Here is a 25,012-nt window from a genome sequence, read left to right on the forward strand (position 1 = left end):
ATGTATTACATATTGATTGACCAAATAGAATATCCATTTGGCGGACATTGAATTTTTACCCACTTGTCTGCTTGAGTTGTTGGCAACCAAGTAGAATTTCCAGTGAAATCTTTGATTTGTGCGTTTGTCCAATTCGTCTGAATCCATCTTTCTTGCCAAGTGGATGAATTATTAATGTAAACCACTAAACCAGGATTTCCGTTATAGCCGTTTCTGCGAGCGATATATTCATCAGTATCAGTGTATAAAATAGAAGTAGTTCCCGTTCCTTTATTATTGTGAATCCAAATAAGATTATTCAGTTTTGTTTTATTCAGCCACTCTTCATAATCTCTGTAAAAAATCGTTGGGTATCCTTCGTGAGTTAAAATATAGGCGTACGCTAATTCTTTTTTCCAAATTTCATCGGTGTCATGATTGGAGACGAAAGTAACTGCTTTGTATGGGTTTCTTTTCCACATCATGTCATCATTCAAAATGTTTAGATTATTTCCATCGAAGGCATCATTCATTTTGTAGTAACAGGCAAAATCAAAAACAGAACTATTGGCATTATTAGCCCACCATTCTAAAGTGTTTACATTTGCATCCCAGTATTCCCCAACAGAAAATCCACCTACGTTTGCATTCCAGTCTTTCACTACCCAAGGGCCGAACCCTTTCACGTAATCAAATCTCCAGCCATCAAATTTCATCGTATTTTTATAATATTTACCTACTCCGTCTGCTCTTTTCCAAAGCCAGTCTTGCACATTTGGTACCACGTGGGCTAAGTCAGGAAATCCTCCAAAAGCTCCTTCATCATTATTTCCATAAGAATTTTTATAAAAATCAGTGCTGGTCCTCTTGAATTTTCCAGAAGCGACACCGGTAAAATTAGTGTACGTTTGTGTTCCTGTGAAAGGATTGCTTTCTAATTGTCCACCGCTATTGTGATTTAATACCATGTCAGCATATACTTGCATGTTTTCGGCGTGTACTTTTGTAATCAGACTTTCTAATTCGGTACGGGAACCAAATCTTGTTTCTACAGTACCATTTTGATTGTAATTTCCAAAATCAAAATAATCTGTGGGATCGTAACCCATAGAAAACGGTCCGTTTTGTGCTTTTGAAACCGGAGGAAGCCAGATGGAACCAATACCAGCATTTGACCAAGCAGTTATTTTGGCGTTAACAGTATTCCACCAGTTTCCGCCAGCAGGTACATCCCAATAGAATGCTTGCATCATAACACCACCACCAGGATTTGCAACATATCTTCCAGTTGTGGAATTAGCTGATTTTCCGGTGTTGAATGGTTGTCCGTCGTGATGCGTAACGTTGATTACTTTGAATTGTGATGCTGCAGCAGCTGAATCGCTTACAAGTTCATCATTCGAATTGCACGAATACAGACCAACTAATAAAGCTGTTAGCAGATACGCTTTAAAATTTTGTTTTTTCATAAATGAATAAATTAGGTTAAGTAATAGATTTTGGAGTAATAATTGAAAAACAGAAAGCAATATGATTCCTATAAATTTTTTATTTAGTGTTTTTTAAGATTTGAAATAAAATATCGTTTTATTGGAATCAAAAAAATAAATTAAATAATTAGTATATATTTATTTTTATGTTTAATTTTTTGATAAAACAGCACTTTTTTAGCTAATTTATATAAATTCTTATACGATGAATACGGGAATTTTTTTTATTCTTTTCGAAAACGTTGTAGTGTTAACAACTTTTAAATTACAACTCTTAAAATGAGTGTTTTAAAGGTTGTATTTTAATTTTTGAACAATAAACTTGTAAAGAATTACAACTCTTTGTGTTACAACTAAAATAGTTCCTGAAAGGAAAAAGTTGTCGTTGATAGTAGAAAAAACAAAAAAGAAGTGAATTTATTTTTTCATAATTGCAGAAATATGGAATTATAATTTTAGTTTTTTAAACTATAAAGTCCAGTTTTCATATGTTTTAGGTGCTGAAAAAGAGAATAAATAAACCCGTTAATAAATTTTTGTTAATAGTAGGTAGGAAACTTGTATTATGTAATTGAATTGTTATTTTTGTTCGTTTTAAATTTTAAGAATGGTAAGAAATTGTATTGTAAATTCAGTTCGATTCTTGATTCTTAAAATGTATATTTGCCAAAATTATTACTGTCTTTGAAGAATAGCTTTAAACACAGAAAAAATCGATATTTTACAATAAACATAAATTATAAAAATGCCAATAAAAAAAATACAAATGAAATCCATTAATAAAATTGCACTTACTTTTTTTCTTTTGCTTTTTTCAAGTGTTATAATAAGTGCGCAAGAAATTATTAAGGATACTGTTATTGTTCCAGTAAAAAAAGTCCAATCAAATGGAAAACAAAAAATTGACGGTGTAATTGCTACTGTAGGAGATTATATTATATTAGATTCTGATATTGATAAGTCGTATCTTGAAATTGCAACTCAAGGAGGTTCTGTAAAAGATATTACAAGATGCCAGATGTTAGGGAAGTTATTGGAAGATAAATTATATGCGCATCAAGCCATTCAAGATAGTATCGTAGTGACGGATGCCGAAATAAAAGGCATGATGGAAGATCGATTGAACTATATGGTAGAACAAATTGGGTCTTTGGAAAAAGTAGTGCAATACTACAAGAAAGATTCTGAGGAAGAATTTAGAACTTATTTCTCTGATATTTTAAAAGAAGGGAAGTTAACATCTGAAATGCAAAAGAAAATTGTCGATGCTGTAGAAATTACTCCTGAAGAAGTTCGTAATTTTTTCAAAAAAATACCTACTTCAGATCTTCCTTTTTTTGGTGCAGAATTGGAAGTGTCCCAAATTATAATTACACCTAAAGTTTCAGCTGAGGATAAGCAAAAAGTCATTGATAAATTAAATGGGTTCAAAAAAGAAATTGAAGAAGGTTCAAGTTTTTCCACTAAAGCAGTTTTATATTCGCAAGATCCGGGATCAAGATCAAATGGTGGATTTTATAAAATGAATAGAAAAACACCGTTTGTAAAAGAATTTAAAGATGTTGCCTTTAGTTTAGCTGAGGGTGAAATTTCTGCTCCATTTGAAACAGATTTTGGGTATCACATTATTTATGTAGAAAAGATAAAAGGACAAGAAGTAGAATTACGTCACATTTTATTATCGCCAACGGTTACTGAATCAGCTCTGAATGAAGCGAAAGAAAAAATTACTTTGATTAAAAAAAGAATCGAAGACAAGGAGATTACTTTTGAGGAAGCTGCAAGAACGTTATCTGATGAGAAAGAAACTAGAGCAAATGGCGGTGCTTTGATTAATCCAAAAACACAAGATACACGTTTTGAATTGACAAAAATGGATCCTACTTTTTACAGTCAAGTGTCTAATTTGAAAGAAAATGAAGTTTCAGCTCCAATATTAGATCAAGGAGAAGAAGGAAAGAAGAAATTCAAATTAATTACGGTGACCAACAGAATCGATGAGCACACTGCGGATTATGCAAAGGATTATATTAAAATCAAAGATTTGGCATTGAAAGACAAACAAATTACTGCTATTGGAAAATGGTTTGATGAAAAAATAAAAGAAACGTACATCAAAATTATTGGAGAATATAGAGATTGTAGTTTTACAAATAATTGGCTTAAAAAATAGAATTTTCACCACTCTTTGGGCTTGAATAGAAATAAAAATTTTTTCGTTAAATAAATAAAAAGAGTTAGTTTTATGATTTCATAATGCTAACTCTTTTTAATTTTAAATACTTTTATAAATGTCAGACGTAGCAGCAATACATAACTTGGTTCAAAAAAGAAATGAGCTAAAAAACGAAATCGCAAAAATTATTGTAGGTCAGGATGCTGTGGTAGACCAAATTTTGCTTTGTATTTTTTCCGGTGGTCATGCCTTGTTGGTAGGTGTTCCCGGATTAGCCAAGACTTTGATGGTAAATACACTGGCACAGGCATTAGGGCTTGATTTCAAAAGAATTCAGTTCACGCCAGATTTAATGCCTTCTGATATCCTTGGAAGTGAAATATTGGATGAAAACCGTCAATTTAAATTTATAAAAGGACCTATTTTTTCCAATATTGTTTTGGCGGATGAAATAAATCGAACGCCGCCAAAAACGCAAGCTGCATTATTGGAAGCCATGCAGGAACGTTCTGTTACTATAGCAGGAGAGAATTATAAATTAGACTTGCCATATTTTGTTTTGGCGACACAAAATCCAATTGAACAGGAAGGAACGTATCCTTTGCCTGAAGCTCAATTAGATCGATTTATGTTCGCCATAAAATTAGAATATCCTTCTTTTGAAGAGGAAGTTCAAGTGGTGAAACGAACAACATCAGATGCTAAAAGTCGTATTAATCCATTGTTTACTGCTCAGGAAATTATTGATTTTCAACATTTGATTCGCAGAATTCCTGTAGCGGATAATGTAATTGAATATGCAGTGACATTGGTTAGTAAAACCCGTCCTGATAATCCATTGTCAAATGAGTTTGTTAAGAATTATCTGGATTGGGGAGCAGGGCCGAGAGCCTCTCAAAATTTAATTTTGGCGGCCAAAGCCAATGCGGCTTTTAATGGAAAATTTTCTCCAGATATTGAAGATGTAAAAGCTGTGGCAACCGGGATTTTGCGTCATCGAATTATTAAGAACTACAAAGCCGATGCCGAAGGAATTACCGAAGAAGCTATTATTCAGAAGCTGATGTAATAATTTTTAATATTGGGAAGAAAGCCAAACAGATTTTAGAAATCTGTTTGGCTTTTTTTGTTTTGACTTCATATTTTAGTTTGACCAAAAAGAGCAGTAAAAAATACAACTACAACGTTGTAAATGATAATTTATCAAAGGTTTTTAGCTGAAAACAGTGTAAAATCTCACTCGAGAAGTAATATTAAATTTCAACTTTCTCAAAGAAAAGATTTTAAATTACTGATAATTGATTATTTTAATTTAAAATTGAATTTTTGATAAAATAAAGCAGTAAAACTCTTTATTTTGTAATAATAATTTTTGAAAAAGCTACATCTATTATATTTTTTTAATTCTCGGCATTAATTCCTAAATTTGCGTACAAAAAATAAAAATACCAAGAAAAGACTTCTATTATGAATATTTATAAGAATTACATTCAAGAAATTGAAGACCGAAAAGGTCAGGGGCTTCATCCTAAACCAATTGATGGTGCTGAATTATTAAGTGAAATCATTGAACAAATTAAAGATTTAAATAACGAGTACAGAGCAGATTCTCTTAACTTCTTTATTTACAATGTTGTTCCAGGAACTACTCCTGCTGCGAATGTAAAAGCTAATTTTTTAAAAGAAATTGTTCTAGGTCAATCAGTTGTTGCTGAAATCACACCTGCTTTTGCTTTAGAGTTATTGTCACACATGAAAGGTGGAACTTCTATAGCCGTTTTACTTGATTTAGCTTTAGGAAATGATGTTGCCATTGCAAAAGACGCTGCGGAAGTTTTAAAGACTCAAGTTTTTCTTTATGAAGCAGATACTGATCGTTTAGAAGCTGCTTTCAAAAGCGGTAACGGAATAGCGAAAGAAATACTAGAGAGCTATGCTAAGGCTGAGTTCTTTACTAAATTACCAGAAATAGCAGAAGAAATTAAGGTAATTACTTTTATTGCTGGTGAAGGAGATATTTCAACTGATTTACTTTCTCCAGGAAATCAAGCGCACTCGCGTTCAGATCGCGAGCTTCATGGTAAATGTATGATTACACCTGAAGCACAAGCAGAAATTAAAGCATTACAAGCACAAAATCCGGACAAATCGGTAATGTTAATTGCTGAAAAAGGGACAATGGGAGTTGGTTCTTCAAGAATGTCAGGTGTAAATAACGTGGCACTTTGGACAGGTAAACAAGCAAGTCCTTACGTTCCGTTTGTAAACTTTGCGCCAATTGTTGCAGGAACAAACGGGATTTCTCCAATTTTCCTAACAACTGTTGATGTTACTGGTGGTATAGGTTTGGATCTTAAAAACTGGGTAAAAAAGACTGACGCTAATGGTGAAGTAGTTCGTAATGAAAGTGGTGATCCAGTTTTAGAAGAAGTATATTCCGTGGAAACAGGAACGGTTCTTACAATTAATACAAAATCAAAAAAATTATATAACGGAGACAAAGAATTAATTGACATCTCTAAAGCATTCACGCCGCAGAAAATTGAATTTATAAAAGCTGGTGGGTCTTATGCTATTGTATTTGGAAAAAAATTGCAAACATTTGCATCAAAGACTCTGGGTATTGATATTGTACCTGTATATGCTCCGTCAAAAGAGGTTTCTGTTGAAGGACAAGGCCTTACTGCTGTAGAAAAAATATTTAATAGAAACGCAGTTGGTTCAACTCCGGGTAAAGTTTTACACGCTGGTTCAGATGTTCGTGTTACTGTAAATATTGTTGGTTCACAAGATACAACTGGTTTGATGACTTCTCAGGAACTAGAGTCTATGGCTGCTACTGTGATTTCTCCAATCGTTGACGGTGCTTACCAATCAGGTTGTCACACCGCTTCTGTCTGGGATAATAAATCTAAAGCAAATATTCCAAGATTGATGAAATTCATGAACGACTTCGGTTTGATCACAGCACGTGACCCAAAAGGCGTTTATCATGCAATGACAGATGTAATTCACAAAGTACTTAACGATATTACTGTAAACGAGTGGGCTATCATAATTGGTGGTGACTCTCATACAAGAATGTCTAAAGGTGTTGCTTTTGGTGCTGACTCAGGAACAGTTGCTCTTGCATTGGCTACTGGAGAAGCTTCAATGCCAATTCCGGAATCTGTGAAAGTGACTTTCAAAGGAGAGATGAAAGGGTACATGGATTTCCGTGATGTAGTTCATGCTACGCAATCTCAAATGCTTAAAACATTTGGTGGAGAGAATGTATTCCAAGGAAGAATTATTGAGGTTCACTTAGGAACCCTTAATGCGGATCAAGCCTTTACGTTTACGGACTGGACTGCAGAAATGAAAGCAAAAGCTTCTATCTGTATTTCTGAGGATTACACTTTGATTGAGTCATTAGAGATGGCGAAAGGTAGAATTCAGATCATGATCGACAAGGGAATGGATAATAAAAATCAAGTGCTGAAAGGATTGATTGCTATTGCAGATAAGAGAATCGCTGAGATTATTTCAGGCGAGAAACCAGCACTAAGACCGGATGCAAATGCGAAGTATTATGCTGAAGTTGTTGTTGATTTGGATCAGATTGCTGAGCCAATGATTGCAGATCCAGATGTTAATAATGCAGATGTTTCTAAAAGATATACTCACGATACAATCAGACCACTTTCTTTTTATGGCGGTGTGAAAAAAGTAGATCTTGGATTTATTGGATCGTGCATGGTTCATAAAGGAGATATGAAAATCCTTGCTCAAATGCTTAAGAATATTGATGAGCAAAAAGGTAAAGTAGAGTTCAAAGCACCACTAGTTGTAGCTCCCCCTACTTATAATATTGTTGATGAATTAAAAGCAGAAGGTGACTGGGAAATTTTACAAAAATATTCTGGTTTCGAATTTGATGATAATGTTCCTAAAGCAGCAGCACGTACATCATATGAAAACATGTTGTACCTAGAGCGTCCGGGTTGTAATCTTTGTATGGGTAACCAAGAAAAAGCTGCTAAAGGAGATACTGTAATGGCAACATCGACTCGTCTTTTCCAAGGAAGAGTTGTAGAAGATACGGAAGGTAAAAAAGGAGAATCCTTGCTTTCTTCTACACCAGTTGTGGTTTTATCTACAATCCTTGGTAGAACGCCAACAATAGAAGAATATAAAACAGCAGTGGAAGGGATCAATCTGACTAAGTTTGCGCCTTCTCATAAGTTATTAGTTAAATAATTCACATAATTAGTTAATTATAGTTTAAAAGCCTGTGTCTAATGACTCAGGCTTTTTTTATACTCTATTTTTTTGTATCTTGTATGTCTAAAATAAAATAGTAACAATTATATATAAATCTTATGGCTTTTGATATTGAAATGATTAAAAAAGTGTACGCAAATATGACATCTCGTGTGGACAAAGCACGTGAGATAGTTGGTCGGCCACTTACTTTAACAGAGAAAATTTTATACAACCACCTTTGGGATGGAATGCCGTCAAAGGCTTTTGTAAGAGGTGCGGATTATGTTGATTTTGCTCCGGACAGAGTTGCTTGTCAAGATGCAACGGCTCAAATGGCATTGTTGCAATTCATGCATGCAGGTAAATCTAAAGTGGCTGTTCCTACAACAGTACACTGTGATCACTTGATTCAAGCTAAAGTTGATGCAGTAACCGATTTGGCCAGAGCAAAAACACAAAGTAATGAAGTGTTTGAATTTCTTTCTTCAGTATCTAATAAATACGGAATTGGTTTCTGGAAACCAGGAGCAGGAATTATTCACCAAGTAGTTTTGGAAAACTATGCTTTTCCAGGTGGAATGATGATTGGTACTGACTCTCATACTGTAAACGCAGGTGGTTTAGGAATGGTAGCCATTGGTGTTGGTGGTGCAGATGCCGTTGATGTTATGTCAGGAATGGCTTGGGAATTAAAATTTCCTAAATTAATTGGAGTAAAATTAACTGGAAAACTTTCCGGTTGGACAGCTCCAAAAGACGTTATCCTTAAAGTAGCAGGAATTCTTACCGTAAAAGGTGGAACAGGAGCTATCGTTGAATATTTTGGAGAAGGCGCAACTTCTATGTCTTGTACTGGAAAAGGAACAATCTGTAATATGGGTGCCGAAATTGGTGCTACAACTTCTACATTTGGTTATGATGATTCTATGAGCCGTTATTTACGTTCTACAAATAGAGCTGATGTTGCTGATGCAGCTGATAAAATTGCTCCATATTTAACAGGTGATGCGGAAGTTTATGCTAATCCAGAATTGTATTTTGATCAAGTAATCGAAATCAACTTAGACGAATTAGAGCCACATTTAAACGGACCTTACACACCGGATTTAGCAACTCCAATTTCTAAAATGAAAGAGGAAGCCATCAAAAATAACTGGCCTTTGAAAATTGAAGTAGGTTTGATTGGTTCATGTACCAATTCTTCTTACGAGGATATTGCTCGCGCAGCTTCAATAGCGAAACAAGTAACTGACAAAAAATTAAAATTAAAATCAAAATTCACGATCACTCCAGGTTCTGAGGTGGTTCGTTATACAATCGAGCGTGACGGTTTTATCGATACTTTCGATAAGATTGGTGCGACGGTATTTGCTAATGCGTGCGGACCATGTATCGGAATGTGGGACAGAGAAGGAGCAGAAAAAGAAGAACGCAACACAATCGTTCACTCTTTCAACCGTAACTTCTCCAAACGTGCCGATGGAAATCCAAACACTTTGGCTTTCGTAGGTTCACCGGAATTGGTAACGGCTTTGGCAATTGCCGGAGATTTAAGTTTCAATCCGTTGACGGATACTTTAATAAACGAAGATGGTGAAGAAGTAATGTTAGAAGTGCCAACAGGCGACGAATTGCCGAAGAACGGATTTGATGCTGAAGATCCAGGTTTTCAAGCACCGGCAGAAGATGGTTCAGGCGTTCAGGTTTCTGTGAGCGAAACTTCAGAAAGACTGCAATTATTGGCTCCGTTCTTACCTTGGGATGGAAAAAACATTACAGGTGCCAAATTATTGATTAAAGCTTTCGGAAAATGTACAACAGATCACATCTCTATGGCTGGACCATGGTTGCGTTTCCGTGGACATTTAGATAATATTTCTAATAATATGTTGATTGGTGCTATCAATGCATTCAACCAAAAACCAAATACAGTGAAAAATCAGTTGACTGATACTTACGATGCTGTTCCTGCTGTAGCGCGTGCATACAAAGCAGCCGGTGTTCCTTCAATTGTTGTGGGAGATCATAACTACGGAGAAGGATCTTCTCGTGAACATGCCGCTATGGAACCTCGTTTCTTAGGAGTGAAAGCCGTATTGGTAAAATCATTTGCTCGTATCCACGAAACTAACCTTAAAAAACAAGGTCTTTTAGGATTGACATTTGCAAATGAAGCTGATTATGAGAAAATTCAGGAAGATGACACTATCAACTTCACAGATTTAGTTGATTTTGCTCCAGGAAAACCATTAACGTTAGAATTCGTTCACGCTGATGGAACCAAAGATATTATTTTGGCAAATCACACGTATAATGAAGGACAAATTGGCTGGTTCGTTGCTGGTTCAGCATTAAACTTGATCGCTGCAGCTGGAAAAGCGTAAGCATTTCAAAAGTATATTTCTAAAACTCTCAAGGAAACTTGGAAGTTTTTTTGTTTCAATTACAATTTATTTCTGGAGCAATTTCCTGCTGTCCGTTTCAAGCTTTTTTGCACAATTACTTTTTTCCAAGATAAAAAAGGAGCTTCTTTTTGTCGCTCTTTTTTCTCAGCAAAAATAGGCAATTCTGCTCCAAAAGGCTTTTTACTCACATCATGGCTATTGAAGCAAAACCAAAATTATTGGCTGATGTAGAAACAACAATAAGAGTGAATAGTTTTTAAAAAAGCTTCAGATTTGTGGTAAAAATGTGTAGAAAAATCAAAAAAAAGATTCATTTGTATTTAAAATACGTTAAAATTAAAAAAAAGACTGTGTTTTTTGATTAAATCATTTATATTAGCTTTTCAGAAAATTTAGTTTTTAAAGAAGCCTTTTTTGATTGTTTTTAGAATCAACTTTCTTTATAATTTTTATTTTCAGCCCAACAATACAAAGTAGGATTGTACGGCATTACTATTTCAGCTGCTTTTGCAATTGAGATAAAAATCAACTAGAATTTAAAATGAACACATGCTGAACCTCTTTTTTTGAAAGGGATAAGGAATTTTTTTTTTACAATTTTTTGAATATAGCAGTAAAAAAGCAACCCATAGCGAGATTTAATAATTATATCCCGAAATCGCTGTGTAGAATAAAATGGGGTAATTAATTTGAAATAAATGAATATGAGTTTAAGATTAATTGTAACATTGTTTTTATTGAATAGTATCGTTCTTTTTTCTCAGGAAAATATCACGAAGCACACCATTGTAAAAGGAGAAACTATTTCTAGTATAGCTGAGAAATATGAAGTTAAACAAAGTGCTATTCTAAAATTAAATCCAAAAGCTAAGAATCTTTTAAAACTCAATTCTATTTTATTAATTCCTAGTTCATCTACAAAAAACACAAATTCTAAAATTGCCACAAATTATTCTGGAAAAGAGCATGAAGTACAGCCTAAAGAAACGCTTTACGGAATTGCAAAAATATACAGAATTAGTTTAAAAGAATTGAATCAAGCTAATCCGGCAATAGAATCATCTGGATTGAAAATTGGTCAAAAAATTGTTATACCTGGAAATGCATCTTCAACAACTGAGTCTTCATCAGTTTCTCCATCAAATCAAACTTCCCCGAAAAAGGAATTAGAAATTGTCCCTAAACCAAGTGAAGCTGTAAGCCCAACTACAGAAGAAATCAGGAGGAAAGTTTTGCCAAAGGAAACGAAATATTCTATTGCAAAACAATATGGAATTGCTGTCAAGGAATTAGACAGAGCAAATCCAACATTAGAAGGTAAAGCGCTTAGAGCAGGTCAGCAAATCACTATTCCTGCAAGTGCATCTGCAACCATCGAAATAAAAGACATCATTCAAGAAAGCAAAGTGTTTCCTAAAAAAGAAGAAATTGTAATTGCCTCCCAATCAAACACCATTTTACCAAATTTAGAGATTCCCCAAGTTTCTGAACAAAAAACTAATGTTGAAATCGCAGACAATACCATAATTTCTCAAACTAATACAGTCGAAAATGCTGTTGCCTCCGAGATTGTTCGCGAAGTATTGCCAAAAGAAACTAAATATGCCATTGCTAAGCAATATGGAATTTCCGTACAGGAATTAGAAAAACAAAATCCAGGTATTAAAAATAGACTTCCTGTAGGCTATAAATTGAATATTCGTGCGAATAATTTGCCTGTAGAAAAGAGCATTGCTATCAGCACAGATGCAAATAGTGGAATTATAACTAACAAAACTGAATTTAATAATTTTGCAAAACCAACTTTCAGTCATGATTTTTTAGATCAGTTGATAGAACGCGCTTCTGAAAATATTGGATCACGTTACCGTACTGGTGGAACCACAAAATCAGGGTTTGATTGCTCAGGGCTTATGTGTACTACTTTTGGCGCATTTGATATTAAATTACCAAGAACATCTCGTGAACAATCTAGCATTGGAACTAAAATTAATACAGAAGAAGCCCAAAAAGGCGATTTGATTTTCTTTAAGACTAACGGCAGAAGCCAGATCAACCACGTGGGTATGGTTGTTGAAGTTTGCGAAGGTGAAATTAAGTTTATTCACTCTTCGGTTAGTAATGGTGTAATTATATCTTCTACAAAAGAAAAATATTACGAAAAGAATTTTAGTCAAATAAATAGAGTTGTACAATAGTTTTTCTAAAAGATATCGATTTTGTTTCAAAACGCTTCAATATTTGGAGCGTTTTTGATTATTTAGATTTTTATTTTTCCTTCATTACCACTTATATAATTTGTTCCCGTTGCGACTGATGCAGCCATTCTTAGAAAATTAATCATCTGATTTCCTTCAGTGTCCCAAAAATAAGCACTTGTCGGTTTAACTTTAATCAGAGAAATGCTAGGGTCATTTTTACCTTCTTTAAACCATATATTTACAACAGGAGACCAAAGTTCTTCGATTTTTTCTTTATCGGTAACTATTGATGCTTCACCATTTACAACCATGTAACTTCCTTTTCCGGGATGTGCAAAAAATAATTGAACACTTGAATCTTGCTCAATTTCTTTGTTTTTATCACTATCTTTTTCACTGAAGAACCAAATGTTTCCTTTATCGCATACCTTTACAGCTCCCATAGGTCTGGTGGTTGCTCCATCATTGGTTTTGAGATTAGTACAAAAAAGACAAGTGTTGATTTCTTCAACCAGGCGTCTAAGTTTATCGATTCCTTCTACTGTGTGTTCATTTGCTGTATCGCTCATAATACTATTTTTTTATTTCAACGGAAATACATTGTAAATTCGTTTTACAAAGTTGGGAAACAAAGGAGTAAAATGTATTGCATAATTTAATTTAAAAGTTTCATTTTTTACAGATTTCTTGTTGAGTAACAGCTGTGACTGCGAATTTGAATCCTTGAAAATTGGAGGACAAAAGCGGTTATAATTTTGAAAGAATATTTTATTTCTTATCGCTATTGATCTCAAACCAGTATTCATAAGGATCCTGAATGTAGATTTTTTTGGTGTGTATCCCCGCGAACAGTGATTTTATCAAGTGTTCTTGCCCAGTTAGAATAGGTGATATTTTGCGATTAGAATGCCTTAATCAATGCATAAAAAGGAATGACTTTATAAAGTCAAATTAACCGCCTTATATGTCGTAACGGGTTCTCTAATATGAGTAAGATGAATTCTTTGTCTTCTCCTAAAGAAGCCATCGGATGCGTTACTTTTTGGTTAGATAGGTGATTTCTGAAAGTTTCAAAAAAAATTATAGAGATTAACTGATTTTTACAAGTCTTTTACCGAAAGCGCTATGTGATCTAATTTCAAAGTAAACTTCTCTTGGCTTTGCACCAAAGACTTCTTGTATAAATTAAGCAAAATAATATTGAAATTGAAATTTTGTTTTCAAATGGTTAATATAAAATTAAGCAGTTCTGTTTTTTACTTTTATACTAAATTTTTATAACAAAATTTTATTTTTGAGTAGTAATTAGATAGTAGCAAGTACGGTATTTATCGTTTTAATCCAGTCCTCTTTATCGCCAGCATTCGTGTCTATAGCGGTGCTATTATTGTTATACGGTTCGTATGTTTTTTTATTATCGCGTGAAAATAGTCCTACTGTTGCAGTTAAAGAAGCGCTGGCCAAATGCATAATTCCACTATCTGCACCGATAAAAATTTCGGTATTAGCAATTACAGCTGCAATTTCACGAATGTCTTTACTATAAAAGGTTGTGGCTTTAAATCCTATTTGTGAAATGTTTTCAACTGGTAAAACTTCAATAATGTTATAATTATTTGCGTATTCTAATTTTAATTTTTCATAAAATTCTTCCCACCAGGATTTTGAATAGCATTTATCACCAGTTGCATATGTAAATATAGAAATGGTTTTTTTGTCATTTTTGACTAGTTCTTTAACCTTTTTTTTACCTTCAGCAATTTCTATATCGCTTAATTTGAGATTCAATGATGGAACTGGATTTTCGTTTGCGTTAAATCCTAACTTGGTTAAAAAACTTTTAAATTCATATATCGGGTATTTTGCGATATGCTGATAATCGGCGTATTTTAATTCCATTTCTGTATCTGAACTACCGAAAAACTTATATTTTGCATCAGCAAATTTTGTAGACAAACGTCCAGATGAAGAGTTTTTGGAAACATTAAGAACAATATCATAACGTTGCTTTTTTATTTTTATCCAAACCTGAAAGTAACTGATTAAGTGATTAAAAGGTTTTTTAGGCAGCTCAATAATGGAATCAATGTTGTTGTAATTTTGAAATATAATTGGTGCTAAACCGCCTTTTACAAATAAATCAATTTTACAATCAGGAAATGTTTTTACAATCTCTTGAACCAAAGGGGTTATTAATAATAGATTTCCCAATCTATGATTTGGTCTGGAAATTAAAATTCTTTTGATATCAATTTTTTGACTCAAATCATAATTTTGCTTCTTATGTGAATTACCAATATTCTTGGTTAATCCATGCGTCACAATTCTTCGGTAGATATTTATTTTTTGTAAGATGCTCATGTTTTGAAATCTGGTATAGTTTTGAACCTATTTTTTAGTTAGAAATTAAAGTTGATTAGGGATTTTTTTAATTAGTCATGTTAAATCCAAAATGTGCTTTGTACTAGGCAAATGTACAATTTAGATCGAAATAATGCAGTTTCTTGTCTTCAATATAATAGGATCTTAAGTTGTGCTTAAAATATCGGAGTTTTATAAGTGCTGGTTATGAAATCCAGCAAAAAAGTATGCCGGAGGATTTTAATTAAGATTCGCTCTTATAGAATTATTTTATTTTTTTGTCAAAGTAAATTTTCCGCCGCCTTGTTTTAAAATCATCTGCTTTTCATTTGGTTTGAATTCTAATTTTATTCCTGCCATTTTAAATTCAAAATTGTTTTTTTCAGTGGGTTCCAGTGGAAAGGCAGATTGCCCGGTTGCCTGCGCAAAAAGTTTGGTGTTATCTTTTGTAATGGTGATTTTCATCGGAAATCCAGCATCTGAATATTCTCCTAAATAAGGATCTAAATCCTCGCTTTTTAGTGTAATAGTTTTAAAAGTTGGAATTGTAAACGGTTTGTTGTTATACGCACTCAAAGCGGCAATCATGATATCATTATTGTCATAAGTTCTCCCGTTAGAGGTTAATGCAACAGCTAATTTGTCTTCTGGGAAATACGCTAATGATGATCTGAATTCATCAATACCTCCGGTGTGACCAAAGCTTTTCTTTTCATAAAACGGATACTGGAAAATCCCCATTCCGTAGTTGTCTTGCAGAGTTGTCATTTGCTTCAGACTGGTTTCGGAGATTATGGCATTGGAGAAAAGCTTTTCAATAAATAGCACCAAATCCTGTGGATTAGAAACCACTGCGCCAGCTCCCATTGGGATTGACATATCCGTTTCCGGTTCTTTTTTCCATTTTTCAGAGAATGAATAGGAATTACTTTCGTTATTTTGAATGTTGATTTTGCTGCCAATATAGGTGTTTTTTAAGCCTAATGGTTTTACAATTTTATCGTTCAATATGGTTTTATATGGCTTTTTATAGGTTTTCTCAAGAATGTAACTCAATAAAACATAATTGGAATTGCTGTAATCGGCTTTGCTGTTGGGTTCAAAAATACTTTTTCCTTTGGCAATGATTTCAACCATTTCTTTTTCAGATTTTGGTTGGGTGTTGTAGGTCATGTATTCCGAAGCATTGGTAAAATTATAAATTCCACTTCGGTGGTTTAAGAGATTACCAATGGTTATTTTATTGGCATTTTCTATGGTTGGGAAAAAAGTTTCAATGGTTTGGTTCAATGATAATTTTTTCTCTTCAATCGCTTTAAATATTAATGCTGAAGTAAACATTTTTGATATCGATCCCACACGGTATTTGGATAAATTACTTGCTTTTTTATTGCTTTCTATGTCATCCATTCCAATAGATTTTGAATAAAGTAGCGTTCCATTTTGTGAAACGGCAATGCTTCCCATGAATTTATCTTTCGCTTCCAAAATCTGAAATAAACTGTCCAGTTTGGCGACGTTCATTTTTTGAGCGTAGCTTGTTCCAACGAGGAATCCAAAAAATAAGGTGATTGCGATTTTCTTTGTCATGAGAGTTTAATTAATTGGGTTGTTTTAAAGCAATAAAAATAGTCAATTATTTGCTTAGTAGATTGATTATTTGATGCTGAATGTTAGAATAGAAAGTAACGAACTTTCATGTAGTCAAGCCAAATCAAACTTCCTCGGTATCGTGTTACACAAAATAGAATTAATGTAAATTACGATTTGGAACCATAAAAAAGAGCAGCAATGCAAAAAGGTCCTGAAATATTTTGCAATCTTTGAACTCTAAAAAATTAAAGCATTATGAGCAAGACAAAACTAACAATCAATCGCAATGGTTCTATAAAAATAGAAGGCGATTTTGAAATAACAGACTGTGAAGGAAAAACATACGGATTAGAAGGAAGAACGGCTTTAGGTCTTTGCCGTTGCGGATTATCCGTAAACAAACCTTTTTGTGATGGTTCCCACCGCAACGGTTTTGAGCATGAATCAGCTGCATTTGACTTGCCTCCAATGAAAATGAAGTAATATCGTTTTCTGATTCGATTAAATAAGAAAAGCTACATTCCTAAAGATGTAGCTTTTTCTTGTTTTGTAATAAAATAAGATAACTGTGATTTTATTATTCAGAGCCTAGTTCAATAGCTTTTTCTAAAATTTCATCCCGACCTTGTCTCAAACCATTTATTGTAGGCCTAATTTCTATGTCAATTTTAATTCCTTTTCTATGTGTCTCAGTGTTATTAGGATACATTATACCATTCCCTGAAATTGCAGTTTTGTAACCTCCAATATATTCAAAAACAACTACGTCTCCATCTGCACCCGCCGTTTGATTTCCTATTGTAATTACATTGTCTGCCGTTTGAAGCGCCATGGCAGTGAACTCTGATCTGCTTATTGATTCTTCATTAACCAGAATAATAACTTTTCCTTTAAAATTTTTGTTGTTTTTGATTCCTGTTTGTAAGTTATCCTTCAAGCTAAACATTCCTGGATAGTTCATATTTGGACTATAAACTTTACTGAAATCTCTTTTTTCTGAATTTAAATGTTTTGATAATAGTTTGTAGATGAAAGCTGGATAATTTCTTAAGTCAATGATTATTGCTTTTTTATTTTCGAAAGATTTAAATATATTGGAAACATCAGCACCTTTTACACTTGCCATATTTATGTAACCAATTGTTTCGTTTATTGATTTGGTTTTAATCGTTGTCGGATTATCCCAATATTTAAAGTCGTCGAAATTATACCGATTGACTTTAATTTTTTCAATCTGATTATTTCTTTCGATAGTTAATGTTGTAGAACTATCCGTTCCAAGAAGAATTTCGTTATAAGTTTGTCGAATTTTAATATTTGCATTTGACCCTGCAATATATTTGGATTTTTTTTCTGTTTCTTTTTGAATGTCTACCTCGTCAATTTTCAACAGTATATCGCCTAATTTTAAATTGTTGATTTTGGCAAGAGAATCATTGTAGAAACCTGAAACTACAGCTTTATTGTCAATGTTTGAAATTTTGATAGGAAGGTATTTGACTTTCTCAGCATTGAAGCTGACCCAAGCGTGCGTATCGTCTAATTTAGCAACCAGTTCTTTTACGAAAGATTGATATTCGTCTTTATTGGATGCACTTCTAAATTTTGGAATCATTTCTGTTAATACAGAATCCCATTTTTGGTCTGCAAGATATTTGTATGGATAGAAATATTCGATGATATTCCAATATTTGAATAAGCCTAACAGTCTGTATTCTTCGCTTGGATATGAAAAATTTTGATAAATAGGTTCATTTGTAACTTTAATTTTTCCAACAGGTTCTGCAGTTATGTAGAAATTTTCTCCTTGAAATCTATTTTCTTCAATGTATTTTAATTTTGCTGTAAGTTCACTATTGAAAATCTCTGAATCTTGTGTCCAAGAAAGATTGAAATTTTTATCAAAATAAAGTTTGTCAGAACTACAATTTTTGCATTTTTCAATGTGCCCTAAACTGTCAATCCAATTACTGTAAATTTTTGATAATGATTCCGTATCGCTAGCTTCAAGTACTAGAGGAAGATATTTGATAAATTCTTTGTCCCAATCGTATTTTCCCTTTCCAACTTCTGGATGATAATATTTTAGGAAACCATAAATTTTGCCAATTGTAACTAATTTTTCGGTGTCTGAAATCTTTTGTTGAGCAATTAGAAAATTAAAATTGAAGCAGATTAAAATTAAAAGCAGATTTTTTTTTTCATAGTATCGCCAATGTATTTCTTTATAACTTCCCAGATGTATTGTAAATTTATTACTATTATAAATGATTAAATAATTGACGTTTTTGTTTTTCTGAGAAAATAAAGTGAAGGTTATTTATCAGAACAGCATTGTAATATCACTTATTTTTTAAACTGCTGATAATCGCCATCACATCCTGATCGCCTAATCCTTCTTGTTCAGCTGCGGCATAACTGTCATACAAAGGATGAATTAGCGGGGAATCGAGTCCGGCTTCTTTGGCCAGTCTTAAATCTTTAACTAAATGTTTCAACGCAAATGCTGCCGGATAAGAATCTTTCAGAATGGAAGGTGTTTTGATATTAGTGATTCCGTTGCCACAAGCACCTTGATTGATGATATTGAGCATGTCTTCTTTACTTACGCCGTTTTTCTCGGCAAATAAAACCGTTTCAGCTATTCCTTGAAGGTTCAATCCTAATAAGTAATTGATGGCTAATTTAGCTGAACTTGCCACGCCAGGTTCGCCAACATGAATCGCAATTTTACCCAAAACGTCAAATATGGGTTTGGCTAATTCGTAGTCTTCACTCGAAGCGCCCACAAGAATGACCAGCGTTCCGTCTTGTGCCGGTTTTACACTTCCAGAAACGGGAGCATCTATAAAATGTACGTTATGTTGGTTGCAAATGGTGTTTAAATAACGCGAAGTTTCGGGGGAAACCGTACTCATATTGATGATTGTTTTACCAGGATTAGTTTTAGACAATAATCCTATAGGTCCTTCAAAAACTTCCTTGACAGCTGCGTCATTGGACAGCATCGTCAAAACGACGTCACAAGTTTCCATTAGTTCTTGCAGACTGCTTGCTGATTTTGCTCCTGCAGCCAGTAATGGCGTTTCTTTATCTTTGGTACGATTGAAAACCGATACTTCAAAACCTGCTTTGAGTAGGTTCATAACCATTGGGTTTCCCATGTTGCCAAGACCTGTCCATCCTAATTTTAATGTATTCATAGTTTTTGTTATTTAGATTATCTGCTCATTGTGGCATATCACTGCGGTCGGGTTGGCCATAGTTTTATATGTTAATGATTATCTGTTTGATTTTTCTCAAGCTTACTTAAGTAAATAAAAACAAGTAAGTAAAAAACACAGAATAGCCAATCATTAAGTCCATAAATGGTATAATAAATCCCAGCCATTGTATCTGCTTTATAGACTGCAGAAAGGTCATTACTCATAATCCATTTAGACCAGGTAATCCCATAAATAAATTTTTCAATGACAAAAACTCCAATCACCCATTTAAGATGTTCCCATTTAGGAACAATAGCTAAAAATACAAGACCCCAAACTACTATCATTAGTAATCCAAAATTGGACATAGTGACTGGGTCAGCTTCATTAATAACTTTATTGGTGAAAAATCTGGAAAATACAAGTACGCCACCAATATTCATTATACCCGATAAATACAGCCCTTTTTTAATAAATTCTTTACTTGGTTTCATAATAATTATTTTTAAATTATGTACAACGAATAACTACTGTTAACTGCTGGTTTATTTCTGGGAAAGAAATAAAAATTAACAAGTGGAACAGATTGAGAATATCCAAGCGAAGGGGTTTATACATTCAGATATTCATAAAGTAAATTTAGAAGTTTATAGAATGCAATTCCTATAGTTACTCCAATTAACATCCAAAAAAATGTTTGTTTTTTGTCTATTTTTACAAATTGTTCCTTGAGTAATACCCCATTTTCCTTTAATTCAAGTTTGATTTCTTTTTTGTCGAATTGCTTGTATTTGGATTCCAATATTAAATCTCTGGCTTGTAGTTTTATTTCATGGGTAATTCCAGAAAAAGAAAACTTTTTAGAAATTCTTTTTCCATTCAGTAAAACACTTTCAATTCCAAAAATAGAGTTTAAGAATTCTATTTTATTCGAGTCAATATTAAATTCAGCGTATTTCATTATTGGTTTTATTTTTTTATAACGTTCTAGTACTACAACGTGTTTGGTACTAATTTAAGCCCTATTTTCGGATTTGCCAACCGAGCGATAGCGAACAGGCGAAGCAAATCTTCCAAATAGAAGACCAATTTCAAATTAAGCCTAATACTCAAATTGCATGTAGCGTGTGTTGTAGGCAGTTCTTTATTTTGATGCTTTAGACTTTTTTATGTTCAAAGCTTTCTGTTTTATCCATTGAATTGAAATGTCAACAGGAGCTGTAATATTGTCAGGAGCAATATTGTGTGCTAATGTTGAAAACAAAGCATACTCGAAAGGTTTGCCTTGAACTTTAAATGTATTTAATTGCTCAATGCACAATTTTACGGGAATTTGGATATCTTTCTCACCAAAAAGCCAAAGTCCTGGAATTGAAAGAGTATTCAAGTAATTTTTTGGGTCAGTAGTGGGAAATTGATACCGGTCTGGGTCATTTTTAGTATGTTCACGAGCATCTGATTCTGTATGGTTTTCCCAAAAGTTATTGTTTCCATTAGTATAAAACTGAAATCGTAGTTGTTCTAAAGTTGTAATTGTAGGGCAACTAAATAAAACCATAAATTCTATTTGTGGATTTTTGCTTGCAACAATAGGGATTATCCATCCTGCTTGACTGAAGCCAACCAATCCAATTGGTGTTTTTTTATCCTTCAAATAAGTTTGAAATGTATTTACTGCTGCACGTGCATCGTGAGATAATAAATTAAGATTTGCAGGGTCAATATTATTCGTGCCAACAGATGGTCCTGCATATACACCGCCTGATTCTCCAACTCCACGTTTATCATATGTCAATACAGCGATACCTTCTTTGGCAAGACGTGTAGCAAACTCCATTTCTCTTTTTACAGGATCAGACCCATGAACAATTACAACTGCTGCTAATGCTTTTTTAGGTGTTAAAATCGAGCCTGCAAGAGTGACGCCTTGACTTTCAAACTTTATATCTTGAATGGTAAAGTCGGCCGATTGAGAAAATACCATATCTGGTAAAGTGATTAATAATAACCAAAGAAATAAGTTAGAAAAAAATTTATTATTCATTTTGATTTAATATAAAAATTAAGGTAGATTCTCCATTCTGAGTTAGCATTGCCTACAATGTTAGGCTGTGAAAAAACTAAAATCAACCTCTTGAGAATCTCATATTTGAGATTTTTATTTGGTAGCCTCCAGATACTTTCTAAATTTGAAATATGTTTTTTCACAGCCTGACGTAGGATTATGGTCGATGTTGTGGGATTTGAAAAACGCCAGCATAGCACAAGTACTATAGTAAAATTGAATAACAAATGAACAGGCATTTCCGTCAGCCCACGATATTGGCAATAATATGTTGGCAGTAGTTTTTATTTTGCCCAGTCTCAATATCCTTAAATAGCTGCTAAATTCAGTGTCTTTTAAGTTTTTTACCACTACTTTTTAGTGACTTCAAAGGCCACTACCATACAGCCTACTTCCCTCGTAACACTTCCAATTCTTTCTCCGTCGGTTTGTTTGAACCTTATCCAACCTATAACTTCGTCCATTTTTCTTTAAGTATATGTCTTTCGTCAAGGTCTTCAACTGTGCCTAAACCATTAATTTTAAAAATGCTAAATTGCTTTTGTCAAGTTCTGCGTAACCTTATTTTAGTTTCTAATCAGCGGCTTTTGAAGAATCTTTCTAAAATTTAAAAAGAACTGACTTAACTTCTTTGTCTTTTCCGCAGTGTACAAGCACCGAGGTTTTAACTTGTATTTTATATCGTTTTGTCGTTATTATTATTATTATTATTAAATCTTTTCTTTGAGAGCAAAAGAAATATCATTATAACAACAAAGTGAATAATAGTTTTAAAATAGGTCTTTCCAGTCAAAAAGTAACCAGATAATGTAAGAATAATTGGCAACACAACAGATATAATCAAAAGTCCGTAGTACAAACTAGAGGTAGATTTTAACTGTTGGTCCGTTTTGTTCGAGTATTCTTCTTTTTGCATATTTTTAATTTTTTTGAAAATAGTTTTTTCACAGCCTGACGTCCTGTGGTTTGCCACAGTGGCGTACCTCTCACCGAACAATCATAAATATAAACCAAACTTTGAGTTATCACTGTGTTTTCTAAAGAATCACAGAATTAAGCCATTGTGGCAAACCGCTGTTGTTCGTTCGTATTTTTTGGTTTGATCCATCTTCTTTTGCTCTCAAAATATTATTTCCATATTTTGACTTTAGATTTAAACTTAATTTTATTGAGCAGTTCTATGTATGTCAAAAATTATTGCTAATAATGACATTCCAATCCCAATTCCAAAAAATAAACCTTTTGTCAAATCAGGTAGTTCTACAAAATGAGAAAAGATCTGTGAAACTACAATTATCAGCATTCCACTAGACATTAGAATTACTGATTTTCTATTTATTATTTTTTTTCATTTTCTTCTTTTTAAGAAATAATATTTAAAGGTTAGTAATTAGTATCAAATTTTATTAATTGTTACAAGTAGTTGTTGTATTCTCCATGGTCTTGCAGTATGATGCACAATGTTTTGCTGATTTGAGATGGCTGAAAGTTCGTAACTTTTCAATTTTCGGTTTAATGAAAACTTGATGCGAAACTGTAATGCCACTAAATCCCAGCTACCTCAAAATGGTTGTTGTAGTTAGTATTTGCTCATCTAGATAAGTCCTAAAGTTAAGTTGTATCAATTTACGAGCCTCAGATAAAGTTTTTCCAGACGAAGGTTTATATAATTTTATTATCTGTTCTAATTGGGTAATTATTTCAACAATTGACTTTTGGATAATTGTGGTCATGTAAAGTACATAAAATACTTTTTGTTCACTTGAAGTTACAGTTCCTTTTATTTTTTCATATTCTTTTTTTACTAGGAAGTAGCTTGTTATCATTTCAGGACATAACTCAAGTTTGAACGTTTCACTAAGGAATAATTCATCGTAATATTTATCAAAAATGAATTTTTTCTGATTAGTAGCTCTTTCAGGCATACCGCGAAACGACATTAAGATTTGTCCAAATCTTTCCATACTGATTTTATGTAAATATTTCTTGGTAATATCTAAACCTGTATCCCCAGTTTTTCTAGAATAAATGATGTTATGATCGTCAAGAAATTGTTCTATTTGTAGCTGTTCGCTACGCAATGATTTCAAATCAACATTGGAAATAGAATTTTGGCTGTTAGTATATTCAGCAATTTTATTATTCAAATTAGAGTCTTTTGAAGTTTTAAAAATCCTCACTAATACTTCACTTTTGGAAAGATAATCTTCTAAATGTTTAGGATCTTCCGAATTAAATTGATGAATTGTTCTTAATGACTGACCTCCATTCAGTACTTGAAGCGAATCTATTGTTAAGCGTATTTTTTTATTGGCATTAACTGGTTCCGCTTTAATGTCATTTGCAGTAAGTGTTAATCCATTATTATACATGAAAAATTTAGTAGGATCATTTTTCAAACTAAACGATATATTCTTGTTGTATTTGGATTTAACTACCAAACCACGGACATTGTCGAATAATACAGAATAGTCAATATTTACCTTTGTTAAGGGTTCGAGAACTTCAATTCCATAGTTCCTCCTTAAATCACTATCAGCACATGTTATTCTAATTATTTCTGTTAATGGCAATCTAATAATATAGGACTTTGATGATGAAATTGAACTTTCGGAAAAAGACATTATAGCATCATTATCAACAATTAATTCTGCATTCACAGGGTTTGGTCTTAATGAAACAAATTGGCTTATTTGCTCTAATCCAACAGGTATTACTTCTAGGCCATATACTCTCTCCATTTGTTCAAGATGATGATCTTTTGAAGTGATCTCGATATCCTCATTACTTACAACAAATAAAGAGATTTTCCATTCCTCATTACCATTCAATTTTTCAACGATCTCTTTTGCGCCTTTTTGGGTCTTACCCTCAAGTTGTGATAAATCTTCATTAACAATAGCGTTAATAAACTTACTTGATAAAATAGTTTCATTGAGGCTTTGTTTGCCAATATTAAATTTAGTTCTATACTTAAAATTGAACAATTGAATATGATGTTCTTCATCATCTATGATGATAGCATCGATTCCGCAATCATCAAATCTTTCATTGAACAGTATAGAATTAAAATCTGTATCTGTTACTAAATCAGCTATATCTAAAACTTCAGTTGTATTTGATAAATGTTCGATTATGAATAAATAAAATCCAAGTCTTTCAATTTGTTTGTCCTCTAATGATGAATAATCAAAGTCTAACTCTGTAGCTAATAACTCAAAGTATTTTTTACTTTTCTTACCAATTATTTTATAATCATTTATTCCAGCCATTTTTCTTGTTTACTATGAC

General features: G+C 33.0%; 17 protein-coding genes. 6 read left to right on the top strand and 11 right to left on the bottom strand.

Annotated features, from left to right (window positions below):
- Positions 1–5 precede the first annotated feature (5 nt).
- Positions 6–1,448, bottom strand: coding sequence for an alpha-amylase (locus BC952_RS05430; protein ID WP_121364563.1), 1,443 nt, complete (start codon positions 1,446–1,448; stop codon positions 6–8).
- 766 nt (positions 1,449–2,214) lie between these two features.
- Here BC952_RS05430 and BC952_RS05435 point away from each other — a divergent pair.
- The 4 genes from BC952_RS05435 (at position 2,215) to BC952_RS05450 (ending at position 10,274) form a co-directional block, all read left to right on the top strand.
- A complete protein-coding gene (locus tag BC952_RS05435; RefSeq protein ID WP_121364564.1) occupies positions 2,215–3,642 on the top strand; it encodes a peptidylprolyl isomerase in 1,428 nt (475 codons plus the stop codon).
- A gap of 118 nt (positions 3,643–3,760) precedes the next feature.
- Complete coding sequence (locus tag BC952_RS05440; RefSeq protein ID WP_121364565.1) at positions 3,761–4,714, top strand: AAA family ATPase; 954 nt, start codon at positions 3,761–3,763, stop codon at positions 4,712–4,714.
- Between the two features lie 398 nt (positions 4,715–5,112).
- Positions 5,113–7,884 (top strand): bifunctional aconitate hydratase 2/2-methylisocitrate dehydratase, encoded by a 2,772-nt coding sequence (locus BC952_RS05445; protein WP_121364566.1) that lies wholly within the window; start codon positions 5,113–5,115, stop codon positions 7,882–7,884.
- Between the two features lie 122 nt (positions 7,885–8,006).
- On the top strand, positions 8,007–10,274 hold the full coding sequence (locus tag BC952_RS05450; protein ID WP_121364567.1) for an aconitate hydratase: 2,268 nt from the start codon (positions 8,007–8,009) through the stop codon (positions 10,272–10,274).
- A gap of 59 nt (positions 10,275–10,333) precedes the next feature.
- Here BC952_RS05450 and BC952_RS14830 read toward each other — a convergent pair whose 3' ends face one another.
- Entirely contained in the window at positions 10,334–10,483 is a 150-nt protein-coding gene (locus BC952_RS14830) for a hypothetical protein (RefSeq protein ID WP_167445692.1), read from the bottom strand.
- Between the two features lie 516 nt (positions 10,484–10,999).
- On the opposite strand from BC952_RS14830, the gene BC952_RS05455 reads away from it, so the two are divergent.
- Positions 11,000–12,493, top strand: coding sequence for a C40 family peptidase (locus BC952_RS05455; protein WP_121364568.1), 1,494 nt, complete (start codon positions 11,000–11,002; stop codon positions 12,491–12,493).
- A 62-nt stretch (positions 12,494–12,555) separates the two neighbouring features.
- Here the strand turns inward: BC952_RS05455 and BC952_RS05460 are convergent, their stop codons facing one another.
- The 3 genes from BC952_RS05460 to BC952_RS05470 all read right to left on the bottom strand — a co-directional run bounded on the left by BC952_RS05460 (position 12,556) and on the right by BC952_RS05470 (position 16,447).
- The gene (locus tag BC952_RS05460) at positions 12,556–13,065 is read right to left on the bottom strand and encodes a pyridoxamine 5'-phosphate oxidase family protein (RefSeq protein WP_121364569.1); all 510 of its coding nucleotides are present in this window, start codon (positions 13,063–13,065) and stop codon (positions 12,556–12,558) included.
- 736 nt (positions 13,066–13,801) lie between these two features.
- The gene (locus tag BC952_RS05465) at positions 13,802–14,857 is read right to left on the bottom strand and encodes a glycosyltransferase family 9 protein (protein WP_121364570.1); all 1,056 of its coding nucleotides are present in this window, start codon (positions 14,855–14,857) and stop codon (positions 13,802–13,804) included.
- Between the two features lie 270 nt (positions 14,858–15,127).
- Positions 15,128–16,447: a serine hydrolase domain-containing protein gene (locus tag BC952_RS05470; protein WP_121364571.1), complete on the bottom strand. Its 1,320-nt coding sequence runs from the start codon at positions 16,445–16,447 to the stop codon at positions 15,128–15,130.
- Between the two features lie 258 nt (positions 16,448–16,705).
- Here BC952_RS05470 and BC952_RS05475 point away from each other — a divergent pair, with 258 nt between their 5' ends.
- Positions 16,706–16,933: a CDGSH iron-sulfur domain-containing protein gene (locus BC952_RS05475; RefSeq protein ID WP_121364572.1), complete on the top strand. Its 228-nt coding sequence runs from the start codon at positions 16,706–16,708 to the stop codon at positions 16,931–16,933.
- Positions 16,934–17,027: 94 nt separating this feature from the next.
- Here BC952_RS05475 and BC952_RS05480 read toward each other — a convergent pair whose 3' ends face one another.
- From BC952_RS05480 to BC952_RS05505, 6 genes are all read right to left on the bottom strand, one after another.
- Positions 17,028–18,065 (bottom strand): S41 family peptidase, encoded by a 1,038-nt coding sequence (locus BC952_RS05480; protein ID WP_121364573.1) that lies wholly within the window; start codon positions 18,063–18,065, stop codon positions 17,028–17,030.
- Positions 18,066–18,792: 727 nt separating this feature from the next.
- Complete coding sequence (locus tag BC952_RS05485; protein ID WP_121364574.1) at positions 18,793–19,653, bottom strand: NAD(P)-dependent oxidoreductase; 861 nt, start codon at positions 19,651–19,653, stop codon at positions 18,793–18,795.
- Between the two features lie 71 nt (positions 19,654–19,724).
- Complete coding sequence (locus BC952_RS05490) at positions 19,725–20,150, bottom strand: hypothetical protein (RefSeq protein ID WP_121364575.1); 426 nt, start codon at positions 20,148–20,150, stop codon at positions 19,725–19,727.
- Between the two features lie 116 nt (positions 20,151–20,266).
- Positions 20,267–20,617 carry a hypothetical protein gene (locus BC952_RS05495; RefSeq protein WP_121364576.1) on the bottom strand — a complete coding sequence of 117 codons (351 nt, stop codon included), beginning with the start codon at positions 20,615–20,617 and terminating at the stop codon, positions 20,267–20,269.
- A 183-nt stretch (positions 20,618–20,800) separates the two neighbouring features.
- Positions 20,801–21,700 carry an alpha/beta hydrolase family protein gene (locus BC952_RS05500; protein WP_121364577.1) on the bottom strand — a complete coding sequence of 300 codons (900 nt, stop codon included), beginning with the start codon at positions 21,698–21,700 and terminating at the stop codon, positions 20,801–20,803.
- A gap of 1,577 nt (positions 21,701–23,277) precedes the next feature.
- Positions 23,278–24,993, bottom strand: a complete 1,716-nt coding sequence (locus BC952_RS05505; RefSeq protein ID WP_121364578.1) for an AIPR family protein — start codon at positions 24,991–24,993, stop codon at positions 23,278–23,280.
- Positions 24,994–25,012 lie beyond the last annotated feature (19 nt).

The organism is Flavobacterium limicola (genome assembly GCF_003634755.1).
Classification (GTDB): Bacteria; Bacteroidota; Bacteroidia; order Flavobacteriales; family Flavobacteriaceae; genus Flavobacterium; species Flavobacterium limicola.

What these genes read in the sequence shown, in the direction of transcription:
- BC952_RS05430 (WP_121364563.1), bottom strand. Translation starts at nt 1,448, where the DNA reads ATGAAAAAACAAAATTTTAAAGCGTATCTGCTAACAGCTTTATTAGTT.
- BC952_RS05435 (WP_121364564.1), top strand. Translation starts at nt 2,215, where the DNA reads ATGCCAATAAAAAAAATACAAATGAAATCCATTAATAAAATTGCACTT.
- BC952_RS05440 (WP_121364565.1), top strand. Translation starts at nt 3,761, where the DNA reads ATGTCAGACGTAGCAGCAATACATAACTTGGTTCAAAAAAGAAATGAG.
- BC952_RS05445 (WP_121364566.1), top strand. Translation starts at nt 5,113, where the DNA reads ATGAATATTTATAAGAATTACATTCAAGAAATTGAAGACCGAAAAGGT.
- BC952_RS05450 (WP_121364567.1), top strand. Translation starts at nt 8,007, where the DNA reads ATGGCTTTTGATATTGAAATGATTAAAAAAGTGTACGCAAATATGACA.
- BC952_RS05455 (WP_121364568.1), top strand. Translation starts at nt 11,000, where the DNA reads ATGAGTTTAAGATTAATTGTAACATTGTTTTTATTGAATAGTATCGTT.
- BC952_RS05460 (WP_121364569.1), bottom strand. Translation starts at nt 13,065, where the DNA reads ATGAGCGATACAGCAAATGAACACACAGTAGAAGGAATCGATAAACTT.
- BC952_RS05465 (WP_121364570.1), bottom strand. Translation starts at nt 14,857, where the DNA reads ATGAGCATCTTACAAAAAATAAATATCTACCGAAGAATTGTGACGCAT.
- BC952_RS05470 (WP_121364571.1), bottom strand. Translation starts at nt 16,447, where the DNA reads ATGACAAAGAAAATCGCAATCACCTTATTTTTTGGATTCCTCGTTGGA.
- BC952_RS05475 (WP_121364572.1), top strand. Translation starts at nt 16,706, where the DNA reads ATGAGCAAGACAAAACTAACAATCAATCGCAATGGTTCTATAAAAATA.
- BC952_RS05480 (WP_121364573.1), bottom strand. Translation starts at nt 18,065, where the DNA reads ATGATTCCAAAATTTAGAAGTGCATCCAATAAAGACGAATATCAATCT.
- BC952_RS05485 (WP_121364574.1), bottom strand. Translation starts at nt 19,653, where the DNA reads ATGAATACATTAAAATTAGGATGGACAGGTCTTGGCAACATGGGAAAC.
- BC952_RS05490 (WP_121364575.1), bottom strand. Translation starts at nt 20,150, where the DNA reads ATGAAACCAAGTAAAGAATTTATTAAAAAAGGGCTGTATTTATCGGGT.
- BC952_RS05495 (WP_121364576.1), bottom strand. Translation starts at nt 20,617, where the DNA reads ATGAAATACGCTGAATTTAATATTGACTCGAATAAAATAGAATTCTTA.
- BC952_RS05500 (WP_121364577.1), bottom strand. Translation starts at nt 21,700, where the DNA reads ATGAATAATAAATTTTTTTCTAACTTATTTCTTTGGTTATTATTAATC.
- BC952_RS05505 (WP_121364578.1), bottom strand. Translation starts at nt 24,993, where the DNA reads ATGGCTGGAATAAATGATTATAAAATAATTGGTAAGAAAAGTAAAAAA.